Raw genomic sequence first — 15,928 nt, 5'->3', positions numbered from 1 at the left:
GGCTCCCGCGGCGATCGTCGGCATCCTGCTGCGTACCGTTCTGCACCTGACCCTGTTTTAATGCCTCTGCTCCGGCCTGCGCTTTCAGGCAGGCCGCCACCGCCGCCTGTTCGCCGCAGGCGATGCGCTCATCGACGCGCGTCATCATCCATGGAAAGAATGGATTGGAGGTGACGCGCATTAACGTCTCCAGCCCCACGCTCAGCGTCCCGGTCTCTCCGCGCAGTGAAATGGTGCCCAGGCTAATGCCGTAGCGGTTCTTCTCGTCCGGCTCGCGACCATACAGCGAGTCGCTCAGGGGAAACGGCACCGCCACATGCGACAAAGAGTACATATCCGCCGGCCAGGCCAGGTGTAAAGGATAACGATGCTCTTCCCGTTCCTCGGCCAGCGTGGTCCGGGCGACGGTCTGCAGCGTGTGCGCCGTCGCGTTGGTCACCACCGTGGTGGTATAGGCCCGCGGCGCCGGGGGCAGCAGCGTATTCACCGCCGCATAGAGCGCAGGGCGAAACAGGACCCGGAGATCCGCCGCCTGGTTAATATCGAACACCACCAGCTCGCTGCCGTTATCCGGCAGATAGCGATACAGGGACTCCACCACCGCGCGGGTGCTGACCGTGGAATCCATCACCGACTGAAAGGTGAGGATCGGCGGCAGCGCTTTCAGCTCGCCCTGCCGGGCCGCGCGGATAATCTGCTGCTGCAGCGCCTGGCTCAATAACCACGATTGTCTCGCCGCCTTGACCGGAAAGGAGTTGTACTTGAACGGATTAAACTCAGGCGCCACGTTCAGCCAGGCCGCGCGGGCGAACGCCGGGAAGACGGACGGTAGCCCGGCGAGGCCGGCGAAACGGGCAAACGCGGTCACGCCGATCATCGGCGACAGCAGAATAATCTGCTGCGGCTGACGCAGGTGGCTATCCTCCAGGCTATCGAGGGCATACTTGAGCGCCAGCGCGCCGCCGTTAGAGTAGCCGACCAGATCCAGCGGCACGTCCGCCCCGGCAAGGCGGGTCGCTTCGCGTACCGCCAGACGCGTCGCCGCCAGCCAGGTCTCCCAGTCAACCGCCGTTAACGCCCCCGGCGCGGTGCCATGTCCCGGCAAACGCGGCACCACCGCCACATAACCCCGCTGCTGCCAGAGTTGCGCCAGATAGCGAACGCTGTAGGGCGAATCGGTCAGGCCATGGAGGAGCACCACGCCACCGCGCGGCTTGCCCAGCGGCATCAGCACAAAAGAACGGTTCCAGTCCTGCTTAAACTGCCCCGGCCAGACCCGGCTGTGACGATAAAAGCGGTTGACCGGGGTTTTATCTTCCTCCGGCAAAGCCTCTGTCACCTCACGCTGGAGATCGGCGAAAATCGTCTTCTCCCGCGCCAGATACTGGGCAAAGGTCGCCTGGTCGATCTCTTCGGCCGACATCTCGTTGCCACTCCAGGTATGCCAGCGATGCAGGGCCGGGCCGCGCTGGGACTCATAGATCCGCCCGGCGAGAAAGACCACCAGCAGCGCCAGTACCGCAATGCTCCCTTTTTTCAGCAGTGAGCCGATAACGGCGCCGGACGTTCGCCAGTGTCGAAATAGATGCTTCATGACGCTCTCTCTTATATTTATTGCGTAGCCGGACTTATCAGCCCTCTTCCTGACAGGCTATTCTCACGGTCTGCTTTTCAGCATAGTCATCGCTTCCTGCAAATTAAACCCGGCAGATCATTGCCCCCCGGCATAAAAAAACCTAAGCGCACAGATCAACAATCGGTTGCGTATTTTTAAACACTGCATAAACCAAGGGGATAATCTTATTGTCAGATTTTTAAGAAACATGAATTATCGACGCACATGTCGCTATGAGAGGATAAAAAACAGATGGAGTGGTGGGTAAAAAAAGTACAGGACAACGCTTCGGCCAGCCTCTGCCGCGTCGTGCTTCAGAGCGGTGCGCTAGAGATGATCGCAGAGATTGAAGCCTGTCGCCTCCGCCTGCGGGAAGGGGATAAACTCACTCCGCTGGCCGATGCGCGCTATTGTCTGAATAATAATCCGACGCAAACTTTGAAGATCCGCAACGCCACTCATTATAGCAGCGAGCGTTGGACAAACGCCGGCAAATAACACGAGCCCGCTCCCTTTACTGGTTATGGTCTGAGTATCGTCGCATTTGACAGATAAATTCTCCTTCGCCCTTTTCCCGCTGTGACATACTATCGGGAATGTCAGCAGACCTGAAACAAGGAGCGAATCATGAATATCAAGGCCGCCAGTCTGACCCCGGAACAAGCGCTTGCCGAGCTGGAAGCACGCTATGAAGCCTCGGTCACGGCGTTACGCAAAGCCATCGGCGACTATATCGACCATAATACGCTCCCCGATACCGAAGCCCGCGCGGAAGGTCTTTTTGTCTATCCGCAGCTGTCGGTCTCCTGGGACGGCGCCGATCATAAAGCCCTCAAAACGCGCGCCTGGGGACGTTTCACCCATGCCGGTTGCTATACCACCACCATTACGAATCCGAAACTGTTCCGCAACTATTTGCTGGAACAGCTGACCCTGCTGTATCAGGACTATGGCGCGAATATCAGCGTCGAGCTGTCGCAGCATGAGATCCCCTATCCTTACGTGATAGATGGTTCCACCCTGACACTCGACCGCTCGATGAGCGCCGGTCTGACGCGCTATTTCCCTACCACCGAGCTGTCACAAATTGGCGATGAGACCGCGGATGGCCTGTTCCATCCCACCGAGTTCTATCCGCTGTCGCACTTTGATGCCCGCCGCGTCGATTTTTCGCTGGCGCGTCTGCGTCACTACACCGGCACGCCGGCGGAACACTTCCAGCCCTACGTGCTGTTCACCAACTATACCCGCTACGTGGATGAGTTCGTCAGCTGGGGCTGCAGCCAGATCCTCGATCCCGACAGCCCCTATATCGCTCTCTCCTGCGCCGGCGGGATCTGGATCACCGCCGAGACCGAAGCGCCGGAACAGGCCATTTCCGATCTGGCGTGGAAGAAGCACCAGATGCCGGCCTGGCATCTGATCACCCACGACGGCAAAGGGATCACCCTGATTAACATTGGCGTCGGCCCGGCTAACGCCAAAACCATCTGCGATCATCTCGCGGTACTGCGGCCGGACGTCTGGTTAATGATCGGCCACTGCGGCGGCCTGCGCGAAAGCCAGGCCATCGGCGACTATGTGCTGGCCCACGCCTATCTGCGTGACGATCATGTACTGGATGCGGTGCTGCCGCCAGATATTCCGATCCCCAGCATTGCCGAAGTGCAGCGCGCCCTCTACGACGCCACCAAGCAGGTGAGCGGGATGCCCGGCGAAGAGGTTAAGCAGCGGCTGCGTACCGGGACGGTGGTCACCACCGACGACCGTAACTGGGAGCTGCGCTATTCCGCTTCGGCGCTGCGCTTTAATCTCAGCCGGGCGGTAGCTATCGATATGGAGAGCGCGACCATCGCCGCCCAGGGCTATCGCTTCCGCGTCCCCTACGGCACGCTGCTCTGCGTCTCGGACAAGCCGCTGCACGGTGAAATCAAGCTCCCCGGCCAGGCTAACCGCTTTTACGAGGGCGCTATCTCCGAGCATCTGCAGATAGGCATCCGGGCGATTGACCTGCTGCGCGCCGAGGGAGATCACATGCACTCGCGTAAGCTGCGCACCTTCAACGAGCCGCCGTTCCGTTAATCGTCGATGACGTGGGAATCGTGAGATAAACGCTGACGTTACCCGCCAGGGAGCGTCAGCGTCCGGATAAGCGAAACAAACGACCCGGCGGTGTTTGTCCACGGAAGAAAGGCGGTAGACAGAAAAGCAAAAAGCCTGCTCGAAAGCAGGCTTCTTAAATTTGGCTCCTCTGACTGGACTCGAACCAGTGACATACGGATTAACAGTCCGCCGTTCTACCGACTGAACTACAGAGGAATCGTGTGAACGGGGCGCATATTATCGATGACGCCCGGCGCTGTCAAAGCCTGTTTTCAATAAAATGAATCGTTTGCCGAATTATTCTTCACTTTGCGCAAAAAATGGCGATTAGCCTCGCAAACGGCTCAGCTTTCCTCCGATGAAGCCTTCACGCGCGGATATTTCCACAGCCAGCGGCCGCTCACCATGCGGAAATAAAACAGCACGCCGCGCACCGCCCAGTCGAGCACCATCCCTAACCAGACGCCAATCACCCCCATCCCCAGCACGATGCCCAGGGTATAGCCCGCCACCACCCGGCAGCCCCACATGCCGAGCATCGACACCCACATGGTGTAGCGTACGTCACGGGCGCCTTTAAAAGCGCAGGGTAAAGTCCACGACAGCGACCAGATCGGCATAAACAGGGCGTTGAGCCACAGCAGCTGTTTAACCACTTCTTTTACATCTTCTTCATGGGTGTAGAACGAGGCGATAAAGCCGGCGAAGGGAGCGCTGCCCCAGGCGATCAGCGTCAGAATAATCGTCGACAGCCAAAATACGTGCCAGGCCTGGAATTCAGCCTGACCAATCTGCCCTTTTCCCAGCCGCTTGCCGGTAATGATCGTCGAGGCCGAGCCGAGGGCGTTGCCCGGCAGGTTAATTAGCGAGGCCACCGAAAAGGCGATAAAGTTGCCGGCGATAACGTTGGTGCCCATCCCGGCGACAAACATCTGGGTCAGCAGCTTGCCGCCATTGAACAGGACCGATTCGATACTGGCCGGGATGCCGATCCCCATCACCTCCCAGATAATGGCGAAGTTAAAGGGTTTGAAGTAGCCCTTCAGCGACAGCCGCAGCGCCGGATTGAGGCCCACCATCAGCACCCAGATCGTGGCTATCGCGCCAATATAGCGGGCAATGGTCAGCCCAAGCCCGGCGCCGACAAACCCCAGCCCCGGCCAGGAGAAGATGCCGTAGATGAGCACGCTGCTGATTAAGATATTGAGGATATTCATCCCGCCGTTGATCAGCAGCGGGATTTTGGTGGTGCCGGCGCCGCGCAGCGCCCCGCTGCCGATCAGCGCAATCGCCGCTGCCGGGTAGCTCAGCGCCGTCAGTTCCAGATAGGTCAGCGCCAGGTCCTTGACCTGGGCGGTGGCATCGCCGGCGACAAAATCAATAATCTCCTGGCCAAAGGCATGGATCACCCCCGCCAGCAAAATGGAAAACAGCGTCATAATGGCCAGCGACTGGCGCGCGGCCGCCCTCGCCCGCCGCCGATCGCGCTTGCCGAGGCTAAAGGCCACCACCACCGTGGTGCCCAGATCGATGGCGGCAAAGAAGGACATGATGACCATGTTAAAGCTATCGGCCAGCCCCACCCCGGCCATGGCCTCTTTTCCCAGCCAGCTGACAAGGAAGGTGCTCAACACCCCCATCAGCAGCACACAGGCATTTTCCAGCAGAATGGGCACAGCGAGAGGGCTGATTTCGCGCCAGTACAGCACACGATAACGCTGACGTTTTTTAAACCAGGATGTCCGTTCGGCAGCCTGGCGTACGGCGGAGGTGACGTTCAAGAGAGACCTTAGTGAGAAATGTTGAAACAACATTTCAAATGATGATTGAGAAATGGATATCCTGCAAAGTATTTTCCGTAATAATTGTCGGAAATGACAACAAATTGTCGATGGAAGCGGCAGTTGCACCTGAACAGGCGAATTGATGTTTGACAAAAGTTTTTTCGCCGCTAAGATACGACTCCACACGATTCCTCTGTAGTTCAGTCGGTAGAACGGCGGACTGTTAATCCGTATGTCACTGGTTCGAGTCCAGTCAGAGGAGCCAAATTTAAGAAGCCTGCTTTCGAGCAGGCTTTTTGCTTTTTTGCGTCGCTGACTTTAACTCAGCATCGCATCCAGCCTGGCAAGCACCTCGTTGACAACGACGTCAGGTATGCGTTCCAGACGCTTGCCTTTCCCTACCGCCTCCCTACGCCCCGCGTGTCCTCCGTGAACGCACCCCAGCTCAGCCTGAAAAAGCGCCTGCCAGTAGGATGAATTCACTACCGTTTGCGGGTGAGATAGCGTGGATTATCCACTCTGTCTAACGTTATACCCGGAGGCAAAATGAACCTCAGACAACAGCAACAGCAGGCGTTCGATCGCAGCGGAGAACCTCTTATCGTCGGCAACGTCAGCCACTGCCCGCTGCCGCCCGAGACCCTCGCCGCACTGGGCCCCGATTCCCCCTATGTGGTGCAGGTATACGGCTCAGGCCTGACCGGCGAGGTTTATCGTCTGCGCATCGCCGGCAAGGAGTACAATTTAAAGAAACGTCGCGCCGTCGCCGGCGTTGCCAACCTCAACGGCCAGCTGTCGTTTTTAAATGAGGTACAGCGTCGGCAGGCATTGCAACAGCTGAAGGATGACCCGGTCACCGCGCCGCGCTTCACCCACATCGTCCCAACGCTGTATGCCGATTATCGCCTCGGCATCCTGCTCTCCCCCTGGATCGACGGCGAGCCGATACACCAGTTAACCCCGCCGCTGATCGCCCAGCTATTTACTACTCTGGAAGCCTGCGAAGAGCAGGGGCTGATGGAGTGGGATCTCTGTAGCGGGAATCTGCTGGTGGACCGGCAGGAGCAGCTGTGGCTGTTCGATTTTGGCTATATGTATCCCTTCGACCCGCTGAGAGAATTCAACAGCAATGGTCTGGCCGACCCGCTGTTCCACTTTGTCGAACGTTTTGAGACTCGCTTCTTTTTTAGCTGGCTGATGACCCGGCTCCCTGACGCCGAACAGCAGCTGGCGCAATATCGCGAGATGAAGCGGCTGGCGGTCGAAAGCTACCGCCGGAAGCTCGTCTGGCTTCGCGCCCGGCGCGCTGACCCGCTGGTGCTGGCTCACTTTCAGCAGTTGACGGCGCGCTGGGAGTCGGCGCTGGGGGACTCTGCCGCGCTGAGCCGGCTGTTTGCCGTAGAGGCCTTTCGCTCACATGTGCTGGATATTGAAGACGACCTGCATGGTCAGTCCTGTACCTTACTCACCCTGCAACGCATTGACTGGGTGATAAACCAGCTGGAACAGCATTATCGCTTTATCGCCGACGAAGGCGGCCTGTTTTACGATAACGAAGGGAAATCGCAGCAGGCGCTGCTCAACAGCTATGCGCAGAAGCGGCAGCAGGCGCAACAGTACCTGTTGAAGGCCACCGCCGCGAAGGATTAACGGCGCTCGCGTCCCTGCTTCTGCTTCGCCTGGTACATCAGGCGGTCAGCGGTGGCCACCAGCGCGTTGAGACTGGGATGGCTGGCGGGATCGTATTCGACGCAGCCCCAGGAGAACGCCAGCTGCCAGGGGTGAGCCGCCTGCTGGTTGAAACGCGCCACGTTGTGGCTGAGCGTCTCCATCGCCGTCGCGGCATCGTGGCGGCTGGTATTGGCGAACAGAATAATAAACTCATCGCCCCCCTGCCTCGCGAGGATATCGGACTCGCGGAAGGCCGCTTTCATCAAGTCGGCGATGGCGATCAGCGCGCGATCGCCCTCTTCATGCCCCCAGGTATCATTGATGTGCTTGAAGCGATCGAGGTCGACAAACGCCAGGCTCACCGGCTCATGGCGGCGCTGGGCCGTCAGCAGGGCATACTCTGCCAGGGTGAGGAATCCCCGGCGATTAAACAGTCCCGTCAGCTCATCCGAGGTTGCCGCATCCAGCACCTTGAACTCATCCTCCACGATCGCCGCCAGATCGCTTAAGATCTGCATTTCATGGGCGGAAAACGATCGCGGCTGGTGATCCATCAGGCAGAACGACCCGACGGTCGCGCCATCCGGCAGTTGCACCGGATACCCGGCGTAAAAGCGGATAAACGGCGCCTCAATGACCAGCGGGTTATCGTGAAAGCGCTCGTCCTGCTGCATGTCGTTGACGATAAGCGGGTCGGTTTGCAGAATGGTATGGGCGCAAAATGAAATATCTCTCGGCACCGTGTCCACATCGAGACCGGCACAGGACTTGATATGCAGGAGATCTTCCCCCACCAGACTGATGGACGCCACTGGCAGGTTATACAGCGAACGGGCAAGCCTGGTCAGGCGATCGAAGCGTTCTTCTTTTCCGCTATTCAACAGCCCGGAAGAGCGTAGCGATTGCAGGCGACGCTGCTCGTCGGGATGAAGTCCGGCTAATTTCATTGTCTCTCACTTGTCTCTTGCGCAGAATTCCGCCGGGTTTCCGCAGAGAAACCCGGCGTTTTATCCTGCGAGGGGAAAATAGTCGTCAGGTACCCCATGAGTTAAGCAGATTTCCTCTGCACGTCAACCGGCGCGCCCCAGGCGACTGGCGGCCAGGGCGCTGGCGGAATGCCATTAACGGCACTCTGCCCGGCAAAGAGGGCAGATCAGGCGCGGATAAACGCCAGCAGATCGGCGTTGATGGTATCGGCGTGGGAGGTGTGCATCCCGTGCGGGAAGCCAGGATAAATTTTCAGCTGGCTGTTCGGCAGCAGCTTGTCCTGCAGGATGGCCGCATTTTTATAGGGGACCACCTGGTCGTCATCTCCCTGCATCACCAGCACCGGCAAAGTGATCGACTTAAGGTCTTCCGTCTGGTCGGTCTCTGAAAACGCCTTAATGCCTTCATAATGGGCTTTGGCGCTGCCGATCATCCCCTGTCGCCACCAGTTCTGGATCGTCCCCTGGGATATCTCTGCTCCATCACGATTGAAGCCATAGAACGGGCCAGAGGCGACGTCGAGATAGAACTGGGCGCGGTTCGCCGCCAGCGCTTTGCGGAAACCGTCAAACACCTCGATCGGCGTCCCGCCCGGATTCTGCTCGGTTTTCACCATTAGCGGCGGGACGGCGCTAATTAACACCGCCTTCGCCACACGCCCCTGCGGCTGACCATAGCGGGCGACGTAGCGGGCGACCTGGCCGCCGCCGGTGGAGTGCCCGACGTGGACCGCATTGTGCAGATCCAGATGCTCCACCACCGCCGAGACGTCCGCCGCGTAATGGTCCATATCGTGCCCCTCGCTAACCTGATCGGAGCGGCCATGACCCCGACGATCGATAGCGATGACCCGGAACCCTTCGGCAAGGAAAAATAACATCTGGTTATCCCAGTCGTCAGCGCTTAACGGCCAGCCGTGATGAAAAACAATCGGCTGAGCTTCCTTTGGACCCCAGTCTTTAAAGTAAATATTGACGCCGTCTTGGGTGGTGACAAATGCCATATTACAGACTCCTCTTTCAGGATAACCAGCCTGCAGGCCCGTGCCTGGGCTGAACGCCGACGGCGGCCGGCAGGAGTGCCGACCGCACAGGAATGTGATGCCTGTAACAGTGTAGAAGATATTTAACGCCGGGCGGGACAACTTACCCTGTCTCGCTTGATTCGCCGATCCTGGACCAGACCGCGTCTGGTATCAGGCCGCACTCTCCTGCTGGCGGATCCGCACCATCAGCGCGCCGAGCAGCGCCCAGTCAAGCAGCACGGCGAAGGCAAAGCAGACGCCATGGCGTCCTCCTCCCGCAGTATGCCAGGTCAGCAGCGTCGCCGCGATGGCGATAGCTACGCTCAGTACCGTGGCGACGCTGACCCGCATCCCCGGCAGCGCCGTCCTACCCGCCGCAATGCGCCAGGCGACAGCCGCTCCCGCCCCACCGCACGCCACGCCCGGCAGCAGTGCCGGCCAGTCCTGCCCGCCATACCAGGCCACCAGCGCCAGCAGCCAGCCGGCCGCTGACAGCAGAAAGGCCCAGCGCGTCGCCGCCAGGGGTGAGCGATAAAGCCAGGATTGTCCGCGTGTGAATCCCCACCCGACGCCAAAGGCCGCAATCAGCGCCGTCAGCAGACTCAGCGTGCCGGTCACCCCGATAACCGGGGGCATGATTAACAGCAAGGCCCCGGCGGCGATGACCACGCTAAGGGCGATAGCGCGGCCGCGGGGGTCGATCGTTGCCGCGGCTTCCGCGGCGGTGTAGCGGCTTACAACGTGCATAGTTGACTCCTGACAGGCGAAGCTGCATGAATTTAATTCATGTCATTGTCTTTACATGCCCGTAGCCTATCGCCACTATATTGCCTTACACAAACGCATAGTTTTCAGCCATAGATGAGAAAAACTCAGCCATGAGACCGCCCCGTCTGCCGCCGCTGGGGGCGCTACGCGCTTTTCATGCCGTCGCCCGCCACCGCAGTTTTAAACAGGCCGCCGAGGCGCTCGGCGTCAGCGCGACGGCGGTCAGCCATCAGATTAAACTGCTGGAGTCGGTGCTGGAGTGCCGGGTCTGCGAACGCAGCGCGCAGGGCGTCAGTCTGACCGCTGATGGCGAGATCCTTTACGCGGCCACCCAACGCGCCTTTAGCGCCCTGGAACAGGCCGTCGTCCAGATCGCTCATGCCCGTCAGCCGCCATCCTTAACCGTCACCACCACCTCCAATTTTCTCACCCACTGGCTGGTGCCGCGGCTGGCGGATTTCACCGCCCGCTTTCCGGCTATCGACCTGCGGCTACACACCAGCGTCGAACGAGTGGATCTGCATCTGGGCACGGTAGACGCCGCGATTCGCTATCGTGAAACGCCGGAGCCGGACCTGTACTGCACGCTGCTGTATGAAGATCGCTTTATCGTGGTCGCCAGCCCGACTCTGGGCCTCAGCCGGCCTGAAGATCTGCAGCGGGTGACGCTGTTTCACGTTGCCAACCGGCGCGTGCCAGCTGATTCGCCGAGCTGGGAGAACTGGCGTCGGCGCTATGGACCGCCGACGCTGAATATTGATGCGGGGTTAACCTTTAGCGATGAGACCCATGCCCTGCAGGCGGCGGTGGCCGGTCAGGGAGTGGTGATCGCCAGCGAACTGCTGGCGCGGGATCTGCTGCAGCGCGGCGTATTGTCCGCGCCGTTCAGCAACGCATTGCCTGGCGCCCGCTACTACCTGGTCACTACCGAAGCGGTAGCGCAGCGGGCGGATATTATCGCTCTGCGGGAGTGGCTGCTCAGTCAGATGGCGTCGGGCGACGGCGGCCATCCGACTGCGGGATAGCGGGCTTACCAGCCGCAGACGTTGGTCTCTTCATCGGACTCGTAGCCGCGAACGATATTGATCAGATCCTTCACCGCATCAGCCGCGGTGAGTGGGTCGCGCAGCGCCGCCAGCGAGGAAAAGGTTTTATCAACCGAGACGCCGTTATTGTTATTGGTGACCGTCAACAGAAACTCCCCCTCTTCCCTGTCGTCCGGTAACTTGCTCAGCAGGTCATTAACGGCCTCCACCGCCTGCTGTGGAATATACAACACCATTGGTTTGAGAAATATTTTTTCCTGCTTCTGGTGAAGTCGGCCATTCTCTAGCGCTAAGGTATAACCTTTATTTTCACTGGTCATCTCTTGTTATCCCTCGATAAGAATTTTTGGATCAACATAAAAGTCGACATTAAAAACCGTGTCCTCTGAGAGGGCCTCAATACAGTGCCACTTCTCCGGCGGAAAGACGCCAAACTGGCCGGCTTCAATAGTCAGGGTTTCAACGGGCTCGGGGCTGGTTTCATCGGCATAGCCGAGATAGCGGATCGCCCCCTGCATCACTGAGAGACGAGGGTAGACGCCCTGCCGGGTGCCGGCATCCAGATGGCGGCGCCAGATAGAGGCCGGGGCGGTCTCTTTGGTCCACAGCGGCGTGCTGCGGGTGTGAACGTAATGGGTGGGAATAATGATTCGCTGCATGATTGTGCCTCACTTTACCGTCTCAAACGCGACGTTCAGAAATAGCCTATATGATGCATATCATATACCCCTTTTAAACGTTAAGGATATTATTTTGTTGTGGAATTTTACGCCTACTCCTTTTTATACCTCGCAGGGATTAGCGCTAAGAGAAAATAAAAAAGGCGATTTCAGGATCCTGAAATCGCCCGGAGAATAAAAATAAACGCGTTAAAAATTTGTTAGCGCAGCGGACTCGGTTTGCCGATTAAATATCCCTGAACCAGGTCACAGCCCAGCGCCTGCAGCGAAGCCAACTGCTCTTCGGTCTCTACACCTTCCGCCACAATGCGCATATGCAGGCTCTTTCCCATGCTGATAATCAGGCGGACGATATCCAGATCGTCTTTTTGTTCCGGAATATTGATGACAAACGAGCGGTCGATTTTAATTTTATCGAACGGGAAGTAGCTTAAACGGGACAGGGAAGAATAGCCGGTACCAAAGTCATCGATGGAGATCTGAATGCCCTGCTCGCGCAGCTGGCTGAGAATTTCCAGCGAACGGGTGTTCTCATTGAATACGTCCGACTCGGTGATCTCCAGATCAAGACGTCGCGGATCGAGGCCGGTCTGATGCAGCACCTCGATAATGGTGTCGGTCAGCGATGTATTCATCAACTGAATTGGTGAAACGTTGACCGAGACCTTCAGCGGCGTCGCCCAGCTGGCCGCTTCGGCACAGGCGGTTTTCAGCACCCATTCGCCAAGGGCATTAATAAGACCGATTTTCTCTGCCACCGGAATAAACACCGTCGGCGGCACGGCGCCGCGCACCGGATGGAACCAGCGAACCAGCGCTTCATAGCCGTAGATTTCGCGCGTGACGGTATCGGCGATCGGCTGATAGTAGACTTTGAATTCGTCATGGGCCAGGGCCTGCAGCAGATCGTCTTCAAACGATTTGTTCTCCTGCAGGCGCTGCAGCATCCCCGGCCGGAAGATTTGCACATGGCCGCTACCCTCTTTTTTCGCCTCATACAGCGCGAGGTCGGCGCACTTGTACAGATAATCGGTACGACTTTCACCGTCAGAGATCACGATCCCAATGCAGGCGTCGATATTAATCTGCGCATCGTAGATCTGATAGGGCTGGCTGATCTTCTCCCGGATAACATTGGCCCGCTCAAGGGCCATCTCCTCAGTGAGATCGTAGGAGAGCATCGCAAACTCATCACCGCCAAGGCGATACAGCGTCTCAGAGGTTTTGCGGAAAAAAGAGAGGCGACTGGCCAGATCCTGCAGCAGCTTATCGCCAGCATCATGGCCAAGGGTATCGTTCACATCCTTAAAGCTGTCGAGGTCGAAAAGCATCACCACGGCGCATCCCTTATACGGACGCACCTGGTTGACGATCTCCTGCAGCCGCTGCCAGAAAGAGAGACGGTTGGGCATACCGGTCAGCGAATCATGGTAGGCATCGTACTGCAGCCGGCGGTTCTGCACCTGCAGCTTCTCTTTCGAGGCCTGCAGATCGTTGGCCAGCGTTTTCATACGAACATGGGCGCGACGCAGATTATTATTCTGTCGGAGCATCAGCAGACCGAGAGTTATACACATGGCGATCAGCAGAATGGAGATCACCGAGTAGATATAATAGAGATGCTGGATTTTATCATGGGTGATATTAACGATATTGATATCTTGCGTCAGGGTGGCGGCGGCCATTGAGGTCAGCGGACCATCCAGCTCGCTTAACACCGGCAGGATCTGTCTGACCTGCTCCGGCGTCATGGTATCAACTTGTTTATCGAGCAGATGAAGATTACGAATCAGCGTCGCAACCACCGTCTTCCGCTGCTCGCTTTTATTGATAAATTTACCCAGATCGCCCTCCTGCAGAAGCTCGATCTGGCTCATCATGATCTCAAGACGCAGGCGCACCTCATCGTGGTCCGCCCCTTCGGCCCCAATCGCCATTCCCGCCAGACGAGACTCCAGCCGCATATATTCCGACACCATCTGCGACATTGACCACGAGTCCGTATAGCGGGTAAATTTTTGCAACTCACTTTGTCGCTCATGCACCAGATAAGTAATATATCCGGTGACAACAAATAACGACAAAATAATAGCCGTGAGTATTCGATTCAAGATCCAACCCTTATTCTATAATCATCTTTGAAACTTGCCAGGCCGATCGGGAATAATAGATCTGGTTCTGTAATTCAGCACTGCTGTCGTAAGGGTAGACAATAAATAACGGGCCTTTATCACGAATGCGCATATATTGACCGTTCATTTTTAACGCCATAATGACCGGGAATTTATAAAAATCATCAATCGGGATAATGGTGGTGTAGTCGTTCAGCGCCAGCACGCGGGCCGATGTGCCTTTCGCGCCGACTAAATCCATGAGTTTACTAAGGGGAATACCGTCAAAACGAACCTTGCCGGTGTACCAGGGGGTGGTGGTTTCTATCGTCTTCATCCCCAGTTTTTCCAGCATTGCGAGATCAAAAACGGCCTTGTCGCCGACATTCATATTTCCGATTTTTCCGGAAATGGTCAGTACAGGTTTTCCTGTCGGCGCAGGCAGTTTTTCAGCATAAGCAGAAGGCAACATGACAGAACAAAATAAAACTGCAAGAAGTAGACGCATTTTACTCACCATTCCAGAGAGGGAGACACGTTAAGTGTAAACCATTTACGTCGATTCTTAAAAGGTGTCCATCTTTGTTATCCGTTGATTTAATTAAAAGTATAAGCTGGATGGCAAATTGCCAGAATGTTAAGTCCAGGGTGTGATTTCGCCCGCCTTTCCCATCGATTCTTTTTTGCGCCATCTTCCCCGCTTAGCAGGCAAACTACTTTCCTCCACGGCCGCTGCGCGGTAGTCTCAGAGCAGACGCAACGGTAAAAGCGTCTCATTCCAATAACAATGAAGTACGTGACTGACAGGACAGGGTATGGATTCAACAATAAGCATGCAGCCCGGCGAGGCGCCAGATTCACTACATCGGGCCCGGCGGGCGGCCTGGGGTAGTTTTGCCGGCGCGGTGGTCGACTGGTACGATTTTCTTCTCTATGGCATTACCGCCGCGCTGGTGTTCAACCGCGAATTTTTCCCGCAAATCGGCCCGGCGATGGGAACGCTTGCCGCCTTTGCCACCTTCGGCGTTGGGTTTCTTTTTCGCCCGCTCGGCGGAATTATTTTTGGCCACTTCGGCGATCGCCTCGGGCGGAAACGGATGCTGATGATGACCGTCTGGATGATGGGTATCGCCACTGCCTGCATCGGCCTGCTCCCCTCGTTCAACCAGATCGGCTGGTGGGCGCCGGTGCTGCTGGTGTTCCTGCGAGCGGTTCAGGGATTCGCCGTCGGCGGCGAATGGGGCGGCGCGGCGCTGCTCTCGGTGGAGAATGCCCCACAGGGGAAAAAAGCCTTTTACAGCAGCGGGGTGCAGGTGGGCTACGGCGTCGGCCTCCTGCTCTCTACCGGGCTGGTATCGCTGATTAGCAGCCTGACCAGCGACCAGCAGTTCCTCAGCTGGGGCTGGCGCGTACCGTTCCTGTTCAGCGTGGTGCTGGTCCTTATTGCGCTGTGGATACGTAACGGCATGGCGGAATCGCAGGAGTTTGAAGCGCAGCAGAGCCAGGACAACGCGCCGCAGATGAAAAAGCGGCTACCGGTAGTGGAAGCGCTGCTTCGCCATCCGGGAGCATTTTTACTGATTATCGCCCTGCGGCTGTGTGAACTGCTGACGATGTATATCGTCACCGCCTTCGCCCTCAACTACTCCACGCAAAACCTCGGCCTGCCGCGCGAGCTGTTTCTCAACATTGGCCTGCTGGTGGGCGGTCTTAGCTGCCTGACTATCCCCTGCTTCGCCTGGCTGGCAGACCGCTTTGGCCGTCGACGGATCTATATCACCGGGGCGCTGATCGGCACTTTGAGCGGTTTCCCGTTCTTTATGGCGATGGAGAGTCAGTCCGTTTTCTGGATCCTGTTCTTCGCCCTGATGCTGGCCAATATCGCCCATGATATGGTGGTCTGCGTCCAGCAGCCGATGTTTACCGAGCTGTTCGGCGCCAGCTATCGCTATAGCGGCGCCGGCGTCGGCTACCAGGTGGCGAGCGTGGTCGGCGGCGGCTTTACCCCGTTTATTGCCGCGGCGCTGGTCACTTTCTCCGGCGGATCGTGGCACAGCGTGGCCCTCTATCTGACCGCAGGATGCCTGCTGTCAGCGCTCACCGCGCTGCTGATGAAAAAGCACCCCGTCGACTGACCCA

15 protein-coding genes, 2 tRNA genes and 2 pseudogenes are annotated in these 15,928 nt (G+C 57.7%); 7 read left to right on the top strand and 12 right to left on the bottom strand.

Annotated features, from left to right (window positions below; all coding sequences use genetic code 11):
* On the bottom strand, positions 1 to 1,594 hold a 1,594-nt coding region (locus HMPREF1024_RS23945; RefSeq protein ID WP_009307513.1), incomplete at its 3' end, for a carboxylesterase.
* A gap of 273 nt (positions 1,595 to 1,867) precedes the next feature.
* Between HMPREF1024_RS23945 and pmrD the strand changes: the two genes are divergently transcribed.
* The gene (gene pmrD, locus HMPREF1024_RS23950) at positions 1,868 to 2,113 is read left to right on the top strand and encodes a signal transduction protein PmrD (protein WP_004141189.1); all 246 of its coding nucleotides are present in this window, start codon (positions 1,868 to 1,870) and stop codon (positions 2,111 to 2,113) included.
* 129 nt (positions 2,114 to 2,242) lie between these two features.
* On the top strand, positions 2,243 to 3,697 hold the full coding sequence (locus tag HMPREF1024_RS23955) for an AMP nucleosidase (RefSeq protein WP_009307512.1): 1,455 nt from the start codon (positions 2,243 to 2,245) through the stop codon (positions 3,695 to 3,697).
* Positions 3,698 to 3,858: 161 nt separating this feature from the next.
* Here HMPREF1024_RS23955 and HMPREF1024_RS23960 read toward each other — a convergent pair.
* From HMPREF1024_RS23960 to HMPREF1024_RS32150, 3 genes are all read right to left on the bottom strand, one after another.
* Positions 3,859 to 3,934 (bottom strand) — tRNA-Asn (locus HMPREF1024_RS23960).
* 128 nt (positions 3,935 to 4,062) lie between these two features.
* A complete protein-coding gene (locus HMPREF1024_RS23965; protein ID WP_009307511.1) occupies positions 4,063 to 5,499 on the bottom strand; it encodes an EmmdR/YeeO family multidrug/toxin efflux MATE transporter in 1,437 nt (478 codons plus the stop codon).
* Positions 5,500 to 5,533: 34 nt separating this feature from the next.
* Positions 5,534 to 5,686 (bottom strand): DUF5951 family protein, encoded by a 153-nt coding sequence (locus HMPREF1024_RS32150; RefSeq protein WP_004225945.1) that lies wholly within the window; start codon positions 5,684 to 5,686, stop codon positions 5,534 to 5,536.
* 5 nt (positions 5,687 to 5,691) lie between these two features.
* Between HMPREF1024_RS32150 and HMPREF1024_RS23970 the strand changes: the two genes are divergently transcribed.
* Positions 5,692 to 5,767, top strand: a tRNA-Asn gene (locus HMPREF1024_RS23970).
* 53 nt (positions 5,768 to 5,820) lie between these two features.
* Here the strand turns inward: HMPREF1024_RS23970 and HMPREF1024_RS31625 are convergent.
* A pseudogene (locus HMPREF1024_RS31625) lies at positions 5,821 to 5,895 on the bottom strand (type II toxin-antitoxin system PemK/MazF family toxin); the annotation flags it as partial.
* Positions 5,896 to 6,048: 153 nt separating this feature from the next.
* Between HMPREF1024_RS31625 and HMPREF1024_RS23975 the strand changes: the two are divergent.
* Complete coding sequence (locus tag HMPREF1024_RS23975) at positions 6,049 to 7,152, top strand: AarF/UbiB family protein (RefSeq protein ID WP_009307510.1); 1,104 nt, start codon at positions 6,049 to 6,051, stop codon at positions 7,150 to 7,152.
* On the opposite strand, the gene HMPREF1024_RS23980 is transcribed toward HMPREF1024_RS23975, so the two are convergent.
* From HMPREF1024_RS23980 to HMPREF1024_RS23990, 3 genes are all read right to left on the bottom strand, one after another.
* Positions 7,149 to 8,120, bottom strand: coding sequence for a sensor domain-containing diguanylate cyclase (locus tag HMPREF1024_RS23980; RefSeq protein ID WP_009307509.1), 972 nt, complete (start codon positions 8,118 to 8,120; stop codon positions 7,149 to 7,151). The genes HMPREF1024_RS23975 and HMPREF1024_RS23980 overlap by 4 nt on opposite strands.
* Before the next feature lie 206 nt (positions 8,121 to 8,326).
* Entirely contained in the window at positions 8,327 to 9,163 is an 837-nt protein-coding gene (locus HMPREF1024_RS23985; RefSeq protein ID WP_004180471.1) for an alpha/beta fold hydrolase, read from the bottom strand.
* A gap of 192 nt (positions 9,164 to 9,355) precedes the next feature.
* Entirely contained in the window at positions 9,356 to 9,931 is a 576-nt protein-coding gene (locus tag HMPREF1024_RS23990; protein ID WP_009307508.1) for a hypothetical protein, read from the bottom strand.
* A gap of 131 nt (positions 9,932 to 10,062) precedes the next feature.
* Here HMPREF1024_RS23990 and HMPREF1024_RS23995 point away from each other — a divergent pair, with 131 nt between their 5' ends.
* Complete coding sequence (locus tag HMPREF1024_RS23995) at positions 10,063 to 10,977, top strand: LysR substrate-binding domain-containing protein (RefSeq protein ID WP_002911860.1); 915 nt, start codon at positions 10,063 to 10,065, stop codon at positions 10,975 to 10,977.
* Positions 10,978 to 10,982: 5 nt separating this feature from the next.
* Here the strand turns inward: HMPREF1024_RS23995 and HMPREF1024_RS24000 are convergent, their stop codons facing one another.
* Positions 10,983 to 11,318 carry a DUF1869 domain-containing protein gene (locus HMPREF1024_RS24000; protein ID WP_002911862.1) on the bottom strand — a complete coding sequence of 112 codons (336 nt, stop codon included), beginning with the start codon at positions 11,316 to 11,318 and terminating at the stop codon, positions 10,983 to 10,985.
* Positions 11,319 to 11,324: 6 nt separating this feature from the next.
* A complete protein-coding gene (locus tag HMPREF1024_RS24005) occupies positions 11,325 to 11,657 on the bottom strand; it encodes a DUF1971 domain-containing protein (protein WP_002911866.1) in 333 nt (110 codons plus the stop codon).
* 97 nt (positions 11,658 to 11,754) lie between these two features.
* Here HMPREF1024_RS24005 and HMPREF1024_RS31010 point away from each other — a divergent pair.
* Positions 11,755 to 11,882: pseudogene (locus tag HMPREF1024_RS31010) on the top strand (hypothetical protein).
* On the opposite strand, the gene HMPREF1024_RS24010 reads toward HMPREF1024_RS31010, so the two are convergent.
* Together HMPREF1024_RS24010 and HMPREF1024_RS0125420 are read right to left on the bottom strand one after the other, a co-directional pair.
* A complete protein-coding gene (locus tag HMPREF1024_RS24010; RefSeq protein ID WP_004196289.1) occupies positions 11,879 to 13,789 on the bottom strand; it encodes a bifunctional diguanylate cyclase/phosphodiesterase in 1,911 nt (636 codons plus the stop codon). The pseudogene HMPREF1024_RS31010 and the gene HMPREF1024_RS24010 overlap by 4 nt on opposite strands.
* A gap of 10 nt (positions 13,790 to 13,799) precedes the next feature.
* Complete coding sequence (locus HMPREF1024_RS0125420) at positions 13,800 to 14,297, bottom strand: molybdopterin-dependent oxidoreductase (protein WP_004198821.1); 498 nt, start codon at positions 14,295 to 14,297, stop codon at positions 13,800 to 13,802.
* A 307-nt stretch (positions 14,298 to 14,604) separates the two neighbouring features.
* On the opposite strand from HMPREF1024_RS0125420, the gene shiA reads away from it, so the two are divergent.
* A complete protein-coding gene (gene shiA / locus HMPREF1024_RS24015) occupies positions 14,605 to 15,924 on the top strand; it encodes a shikimate transporter (protein WP_009307504.1) in 1,320 nt (439 codons plus the stop codon).
* Positions 15,925 to 15,928 lie beyond the last annotated feature (4 nt).

This window comes from Klebsiella sp. 4_1_44FAA (assembly GCF_000238715.1).
GTDB lineage: Bacteria > Pseudomonadota > Gammaproteobacteria > Enterobacterales > Enterobacteriaceae > Klebsiella > Klebsiella pneumoniae.
The sequence above is the reverse complement of the archived record's forward strand: the minus strand, read 5'-3'. Positions and strand labels throughout refer to the sequence as shown.

Excerpts from the sequence above, each read along its gene's own strand:
- HMPREF1024_RS23975 (WP_009307510.1), top strand. The coding sequence starts at position 6,049 with ATGAACCTCAGACAACAGCAACAGCAGGCGTTCGATCGCAGCGGAGAA.
- HMPREF1024_RS23980 (WP_009307509.1), bottom strand. The coding sequence starts at position 8,120 with ATGAAATTAGCCGGACTTCATCCCGACGAGCAGCGTCGCCTGCAATCG.
- HMPREF1024_RS24005 (WP_002911866.1), bottom strand. The coding sequence starts at position 11,657 with ATGCAGCGAATCATTATTCCCACCCATTACGTTCACACCCGCAGCACG.
- HMPREF1024_RS24000 (WP_002911862.1), bottom strand. The coding sequence starts at position 11,318 with ATGACCAGTGAAAATAAAGGTTATACCTTAGCGCTAGAGAATGGCCGA.
- shiA (WP_009307504.1), top strand. The coding sequence starts at position 14,605 with ATGGATTCAACAATAAGCATGCAGCCCGGCGAGGCGCCAGATTCACTA.
- HMPREF1024_RS23955 (WP_009307512.1), top strand. The coding sequence starts at position 2,243 with ATGAATATCAAGGCCGCCAGTCTGACCCCGGAACAAGCGCTTGCCGAG.
- HMPREF1024_RS23990 (WP_009307508.1), bottom strand. The coding sequence starts at position 9,931 with ATGCACGTTGTAAGCCGCTACACCGCCGCGGAAGCCGCGGCAACGATC.
- HMPREF1024_RS23985 (WP_004180471.1), bottom strand. The coding sequence starts at position 9,163 with ATGGCATTTGTCACCACCCAAGACGGCGTCAATATTTACTTTAAAGAC.
- pmrD (WP_004141189.1), top strand. The coding sequence starts at position 1,868 with ATGGAGTGGTGGGTAAAAAAAGTACAGGACAACGCTTCGGCCAGCCTC.
- HMPREF1024_RS23995 (WP_002911860.1), top strand. The coding sequence starts at position 10,063 with ATGAGACCGCCCCGTCTGCCGCCGCTGGGGGCGCTACGCGCTTTTCAT.
- HMPREF1024_RS0125420 (WP_004198821.1), bottom strand. The coding sequence starts at position 14,297 with ATGCGTCTACTTCTTGCAGTTTTATTTTGTTCTGTCATGTTGCCTTCT.